General features: G+C 70.5%; 5 protein-coding genes and 5 pseudogenes. 8 read left to right on the forward strand and 2 right to left on the reverse strand.

Features of this window, described 5'->3' with window-relative positions; genetic code table 11:
* Positions 1–9: 9 nt before the first annotated feature.
* Both FNX44_RS22175 and FNX44_RS22180 read left to right on the forward strand, forming a co-directional pair.
* Positions 10–1167: pseudogene (locus FNX44_RS22175) on the forward strand (PspC domain-containing protein); the annotation flags it as partial.
* A complete protein-coding gene (locus FNX44_RS22180; protein ID WP_143650554.1) occupies positions 1164–1841 on the forward strand; it encodes a LuxR C-terminal-related transcriptional regulator in 678 nt (225 codons plus the stop codon). The pseudogene FNX44_RS22175 and the gene FNX44_RS22180, both read left to right, overlap by 4 nt.
* 7 nt (positions 1842–1848) lie before the next feature.
* Here the strand turns inward: FNX44_RS22180 and FNX44_RS29775 are convergent.
* Positions 1849–1965, reverse strand: a pseudogene (locus FNX44_RS29775) (ribbon-helix-helix protein, CopG family); the annotation flags it as partial.
* 23 nt (positions 1966–1988) lie between these two features.
* Positions 1989–3122 carry a methyltransferase domain-containing protein gene (locus FNX44_RS22190; RefSeq protein ID WP_143650556.1) on the reverse strand — a complete coding sequence of 378 codons (1134 nt, stop codon included), beginning with the start codon at positions 3120–3122 and terminating at the stop codon, positions 1989–1991.
* 262 nt (positions 3123–3384) lie between these two features.
* Between FNX44_RS22190 and FNX44_RS29155 the strand changes: the two are divergent.
* From FNX44_RS29155 to FNX44_RS29785, 6 genes and pseudogenes are all read left to right on the forward strand, one after another.
* Positions 3385–3597, forward strand: a pseudogene (locus FNX44_RS29155) (Scr1 family TA system antitoxin-like transcriptional regulator); the annotation flags it as partial.
* Positions 3598–3601: 4 nt separating this feature from the next.
* The gene (locus tag FNX44_RS22195; protein ID WP_143650557.1) at positions 3602–3787 is read left to right on the forward strand and encodes a DUF397 domain-containing protein; all 186 of its coding nucleotides are present in this window, start codon (positions 3602–3604) and stop codon (positions 3785–3787) included.
* Positions 3788–3886: 99 nt separating this feature from the next.
* The gene (locus FNX44_RS22200; RefSeq protein ID WP_143650558.1) at positions 3887–5395 is read left to right on the forward strand and encodes an FAD-binding oxidoreductase; all 1509 of its coding nucleotides are present in this window, start codon (positions 3887–3889) and stop codon (positions 5393–5395) included.
* Positions 5396–5530: 135 nt separating this feature from the next.
* A complete protein-coding gene (locus tag FNX44_RS22205; protein ID WP_173019252.1) occupies positions 5531–5863 on the forward strand; it encodes a lipocalin-like domain-containing protein in 333 nt (110 codons plus the stop codon).
* A pseudogene (locus tag FNX44_RS29780) lies at positions 5863–5958 on the forward strand (hypothetical protein); the annotation flags it as partial. The gene FNX44_RS22205 and the pseudogene FNX44_RS29780, both read left to right, overlap by 1 nt.
* Before the next feature lie 368 nt (positions 5959–6326).
* Positions 6327–6446, forward strand: a pseudogene (locus tag FNX44_RS29785) (nitroreductase family protein); the annotation flags it as partial.

Consider the following 6446-nt stretch of genomic DNA (forward strand, 5'->3'; position numbering starts at 1 on the left):
TAAGAGAAAGGGGTGGCCCGGGGGCTGGCCGGACACCTGGGGGTGCCCGCCGCGTGGGTGCGCGTCGTTTTTGTCGTGCTGTTCTTCACCAGCGGCCTCGGCGCGCTGCTGTACGCGGTGTTCTGGTTTGTCGTCCCGCTCGGCGCGGGCGGGGTGAACGCCGGTTACAAGCCGGCCGACCGCAAACCCGACCGGGGCTACCTCTTCGCCGCAGTCGTCCTGATCGCCGCGCTGGTCGTCCTGGAGGAGAACCTCAAGTTCGGCGCCACCAACGCCTACGTCTGGCCGCTGCTGATCATGGCTGTCGGCGTCGCCGTCGTCTGGCGGCAGGCGGACAACAGCCGCCGCGAGCACTGGACGGAGATGACCCGCCGCAAGCGGTTCGTCCCCGTCGCCCGCACTGCGGTCGGCGTGGTGCTCGTCGCCGTCGGCGTCACCGGCTTCGCCGTCATCCAGGGCTCGGGGCGGCAGTTGGGCGCCGTGCTCCAGGCGTCCGTCGCGGTGCTCGTCGGCATCGCGCTGATCGCCGGCCCGTACCTCGTCCGGATGACGCAGGACCTCTCCGAGGAACGGCTGATGCGCATCCGCGCCCAGGAACGCGCCGAGGTCGCAGCCCACGTCCACGACTCCGTGCTGCACACCCTCACCCTCATCCAACGCAACGCCGACAACGCCCGCGAGGTGACCAGACTCGCCCGCGCGCAGGAACGCGACCTGCGGGCCTGGCTCTACAAGGGCGCCCGAGGCGCGGGCGAGGAGCAGGAGGAGGAACCGCAGACGTTCGCCGAGGCCGTCAAGGCGACCGTCGCCGAGGTCGAGGACCACCACGGCGTGCCGGTGGAGGTCGTCTGCGTCGGCGACTGCCCGCTCGACGACCGGCTCAGCGCCGCCCTGCAGGCCGCGCGCGAGGCGACGGTCAACGCGGCCAAGTACGGTGGCAGCGGTGGCGCCGTCCAGGTGTTCGCCGAGGTCGAGGGGGGCAGGGTGTTCATCTCCGTGCGTGACCGCGGGCCCGGCTTCGACCTGGACTCCGTGCCGGCCGACCGGATGGGCGTACGCGAGTCGATCATCGGACGGATGGAACGCAACGGCGGCACCGCCCGCATCAGGTCCACCCCTGGTGAGGGCACCGAGGTCGAGCTGGAGATGGAGAGGGCACAGACATGAGCGAGGAACAGAGCCGACGGGCGCGCGTGGTCCTGGTCGACGACCACCGGATGTTCCGCGCGGGCGTCCAGGCCGAGATCGGCGCGACGGAGACCACCGGCGTCGAGGTCGTCGGCGAGGCCGGCGACGTCGACCAGGCCGTCTCCGTCATCACCGCGACCCGCCCCGACGTCGTCCTGCTCGACGTGCACCTGCCGGGCGGCGGCGGCGTGGAGGTGCTGCGCCGCAGCGCCTCCCTGATGGCGGCCCCCGAGGCACCCGTGCGCTTCCTCGCCCTGTCGGTCTCCGACGCCGCCGAGGACGTCATCGGCGTCATCCGCGGCGGCGCGCGCGGCTACGTCACCAAGACGATCACCGGCAAGGACCTGGTCGACGCGATCTTCCGGGTCGCCGACGGCGACGCCGTCTTCTCCCCCCGCCTCGCCGGCTTTGTCCTCGACGCGTTCGCCTCCACCGACGCCGCGCCCGCCGACGAGGACCTGGACCGCCTCACCCAGCGCGAACGCGAGGTGCTGCGCCTCATCGCCCGCGGCTACGCGTACAAGGAGATCGCCAAGCAGCTCTACATCTCCGTGAAGACGGTCGAGTCCCACGTCTCCGCCGTCCTGCGCAAACTCCAACTCTCCAACCGCCACGAACTCACCCGCTGGGCCACCGCCCGCCGCCTCGTCTGACGCCCGCCCGGCGGGCGTCCTCGAGAAGCATGGCGATCCCTCGCCGGATGAGTTCCGCCCTGCTGACACCGGTGGCCGCCGCCTCGGCGTCCAGCCGCGCTTTCAGGTCTTCGGGTAGATACACCGTCGCCCTCACCGCGGAGGGACCTACGGAGTCCGGTCGGCGGTCAGCTCGTGGTGCTCGTCGTCCAGCCAGACGCGCTGGCCGCTCGGGTCGACCGTGAGTCCGGCCCGGTCCCGGTCCGGCCTGCCCCACGCCTCCCAGGCCCGGTAGGCGGCTTCCGCCTCGTCCCAGAGGCGGCGTGGTCCGTACTGGTCGACGATGTACTCGCGGCGGTCCGGGGCGTACTCGGCCGCCGCCCACGACGACCGGTCGTCGGCGAGCAGCCACAGCGTCGCCTCTCCACTGCCGTCGTCTGCCTCCACGAGGTGGTACCAGGCGTCCGGCAACGCGAGACCGACGTAGAAGAGGGCGTCGAAGTCGCCCGCCAAGTCGTACGGGTTCAGCGTGGTGACTGACTCGGTGCCCTCGTCCAGGTGGTGCAGGAAGTCGGAGAGGAATCCCCGGTGAGGCCGGCCGGTACGCGTGCGCATGAATGCGGGGCTGCCGGTGAACCGCCCCCGGCCGACACCGTCGACGACGTCCAGCACCGCGTACGCGTAGTAGCAGAAGCTCCCGCCCCACGGTGTGACGATGCGCCCGCCCGGCGCCTGATCCACCCAGGCGTAGGGGACTTCCGGCACCGTGTAGGTCGCGATCACCCGATCGTAGGGGGCCCCGGCGGGCCACCCCTGAGCACCGTCGCCGCACACGAACGTCGGCTTGTACCCGGCCGCCGCCGCGTTCCGGACCGCCTGCTCCACGAGGGCGCCGTCGATGTCCACCGAGGTGACCTGCTCGGAGCCGAGGCGATGGGCGAGCCAGCACGCGTTGAGGCCGGTGCCGGCACCGAGTTCCAGCGCGCGTTGCCCTACGTGTACGTCGAGGAGTTCCAGCATCTCCAGCATCACCGTCGGCATGGAGCTGGACGAGGTCGGCAGCCGGTAGCCGCCGACACCCGTGGATGCGCCGTCGTTGACCTGGGTGACAAGCGCGACGTCGCCGTAGGCGAGTTGTCGCCACCGCTCCGGGCTGGTTCGGCGCGAGACGATCTCCTCGCCGACCTCGATGGTCTCGGGAAGAAACAGCTCGCGCGGGACGGAGAGGACCGCGTCACGCCACGCCTCGGGCAACGTGCCCTTGGCCGTCAGGGTCTGGAGCAGTCGTTCCGGCGAAGTCACTCGCTCGCCTTCGGCTTCGGCGGGAGCGGCCGGTTCCACTGGCCGTCGGACTCCTTCGGCGACTGCTGCTTGTCGCCTTCGGCCCCGCCCTTACCGTCACCATGCTTACCCACGATGCGCCTCCTCCGGTGAACGTGGGTTCCCGACAGCTCGACCATAGGGGCGCCTTGGGCGCGGGAGCAGAGGGCACACCCGGCGCACGGACTCGCATGCCCGGCACGCCCCTGCTTCCGGTGTCACCTCAACGCACCGGGCAGGTGCTCACGCGTGCGCAGCATCGTCCTTCACCATCCTCTCGTTCGCCGATGGGGAAGCTGCGGATGTCGTCCACACGGATACCATCGGATCAACCGTCTGGGTGGAGAATGAGGAGGACAGCTCTACCTACCGCTCGTACTTCGAGCGGACCGCGAGGCAATCACTCGCCCAGCGCGACTCTCTGGCCCTCCTCGATGACATCCGTAAGGGGCTGTAACGGCATGCACCGATTCCATTTCGGAAAGTCCAGCTTCAGCAGCGGCAGCGGCGAGTGTGTCGAGGTGGCGACGAACGTCGCCGGCGTGGTGGCGGTTCGGGACTCCAAGCGGCCGGACACCGGCTTTGTCACTACTGCCGGCGCTTGGGCCGACTTCCTCGCCCACCTGGGGAAACGTCCCGTCACCTGACGAACTCCGACACGCGGGACGCGGGGTGGTAACTCTCCGTCACGGCTGGTGTTGACTGCCGTCGTACCGACAGCGGGAACCACCACGCGGAGAGCGACCATGCCCCAGCGACGTGACGTACTGAAGCTCGGAGTAGGGACGGCGGCCGGCGCGGCCGTGCTGATGGGAGGCCGGACCTCCTGGGCGGGGCCGCTGCCGGAACCGCCGGGTCCGAGGTCTCACGACCAGCCCGAGCCGGGCGCCTGGCGGGAGTTGGAACAGGCGCTCGGCCCCGGCGCGAGGCTGCACCGACCGGGCAGTGAGGGCTTCCACCCGCTCGCCGAACCCGACAACCTCCGCTACGCGCACGTGCTTCCCGCCGGCATCGTCTCCTGCGCGAGCCGGAACGACGTGCGGGCGGCGCTGCTCTGGTCGCGGAAGCACGGGGTTCCGCTGGTGCCGCGTTCCGGCGGCCACAACTACGCCGGGTACTCCACGACCACCGGCCTGCTGATCAACCTGCGCCGGATGAACGGGGTTCGGCCCGACGGCCGGTGGTTGTGGCTCGGCGGGGGTGCCACCAACTCCGACGTGTACGCCGCACGCGCGACGAACCTCTACTTCCCCGGCGGGCGCTGTCCGGGTGTCGGCGTCGCAGGTCTGACGCTCGGCGGCGGTCTCGGCTTCAACGACCGCAAGTGGGGCATGACATGTGACCGGCTGGTGGAGACCGAGGTCGTGCTCGCGGACGGCAGTGTCGTACGGGCCAACGACCGGGAGAACACGGACCTGTTCTGGGCCTGCCGAGGCGGCGCCGGGGGCAACTTCGGCATCAACACCGCGTTCGGCTTCCGACCGGTCTCGGTCGACCGGCAGACGGCCACGGTCTTCGACCTCGTGCTCGACCTCGACGCCGGTGAACGGCTCATGGACCGGGTTCAGGAGGCGCTGGTCAGGGACGTCGCGGGAGATCTCGACGTGCGGGTGGCGTTCGCCCGGCGGGCGGAGGACGAGCGTCCAGCCGTGGCACTGCTCGGTCAGTACCTCGGCACCGACGACCGGCTCCACAGCCTGCTGCGACCGATCCGGGAGCTGCGGCCGCGTAAGGACTTCGTCCAGCAGCGGCACTTCTGGTCCGCGCAGGACTACCTGCTGACGAACCCCGAGAAGTCCGCGATGTCGAGCAGGAGCCTGGCTCCGAACCGTTGGCTGGACGCCGCGACGGTCGCCGAGGTGGTCGAGTGGGTACGGGACTGGCGGCCCGGCCCGGCGGAGGGCACCGGTTATGTGACGCTGTTCGCCATGGGTGGCGAGAGTGCCGTCCCCGGGCCCGGCGAAACCGCGTATCCGCACCGGGACGCGACGTTTGTCATCGACGTGGGCACGCACTGGCGGCACGACGCCCGCCGCTCGGACGTGGCCGAACTGCTGTCCCGGACCAGCCGTATCCACCGGACGCTCGCCGCCCGGCTCCGCACCCGGGCGGCCTACGTCAACTTCCCCGACCCCGACCTCACCGACTGGCACACCGCCTACTACGGCGCGAACTACGAACGCCTTGTCGCCGTCAAGAAGCGCTACGACCCGTCGGGCACGTTCCACTACCCGCAGGCGATCGGCTCCGCATGACCGCCGAGGCAGCCGTCGCCGCTCCGTTCCACGAGCGAAGGGGCCAATGGCGATGAGCACGCGGGAACTCCGTGGCATCTGGGAACTCGTGGACTACTACCAGCTGGACGACCGGGGTGTCCGGCACGAGCCGGCGTGCTCTTCTACACCGACGACGACAGGGTGACCGTCAGCGTCCTCCGTACCGGGCCCGAGCCCGCCTCGGAGCCCGGGCAGTTGGACACCATGATGTACGCGGGTGTCTGTGTGCGCGAAGGCGACCGGGTCGTGCACACCGTCCAGGCGGCGCAGGACCCGTCGTGGGTCGGCACCGACCAGGTGCGGGACGCGATCCTCGACGGCGACATCCTGACCATCTCCGACCCGGTGGACAGCGGACGTCCGATGCGCCGCCATCTGGTGTGGCGACGCGTCGCGACGGGCGGCCAGGTCGGCCAGGACGGGCCGCCTCGGTGGTCTCGGACGTGATGGAGACCGTGATCGCCGCGCTGCTGGAGTACCTGGAGCGGGAGAGTCCGGGTGGTGTCGTCGGCGTCTATCTGTACGGGTCCGGCGCCACGTCGGCGGGGTTGCGTCCGGACAGCGACATCGACGTGCTTGTGCTCACGCGGCGGTCGTTGAACCCGCGTGACCGGGGCGAGTTGGTGTCGCTGCTGTTGCGGATCTCCGGATGGCGCGGCCACGGCGGGCGCTTCCCCGAGGCGGCGCACCGGCGGCCGGTCGAGTTGACCAGTCTGGTCGTGGATGATCTGCGGCCGTTGACGGGGGCGCCGCGGCGCGACTTCCAGTACGGGGAGTGGCTTCGGGGAGAGTTCGAGGCGGGGCGGCTGCCAGGGCCCGCGCGTGATCCCGATGTTGTGGTTCTGTTGGCCACCGCTCAGGCGGCGCACCGGGTGTTGAGTGGTCCGGCGTTGGGTGAGGTTGGCGGAACATGCACCATCCTCAGGAGCCGCCCAGCGGCATACACCCGCTGCTTGCCGGGCGTTTCAGCCCCTACCGCTTCGATCCGTCGATGGTTGTCGACGACCACGGCCTCGGGCTGCTGTTGGAA

Origin of the sequence: Streptomyces alkaliterrae, assembly GCF_007097205.2 — a bacterium.
GTDB lineage: Bacteria > Actinomycetota > Actinomycetes > Streptomycetales > Streptomycetaceae > Streptomyces > Streptomyces alkaliterrae.

Coding starts and splice junctions, on each gene's coding strand:
- FNX44_RS22180 (WP_143650554.1), top strand. CDS start 1,164: ATGAGCGAGGAACAGAGCCGACGGGCGCGCGTGGTCCTGGTCGACGAC.
- FNX44_RS22195 (WP_143650557.1), top strand. CDS start 3,602: ATGCACCGATTCCATTTCGGAAAGTCCAGCTTCAGCAGCGGCAGCGGC.
- FNX44_RS22200 (WP_143650558.1), top strand. CDS start 3,887: ATGCCCCAGCGACGTGACGTACTGAAGCTCGGAGTAGGGACGGCGGCC.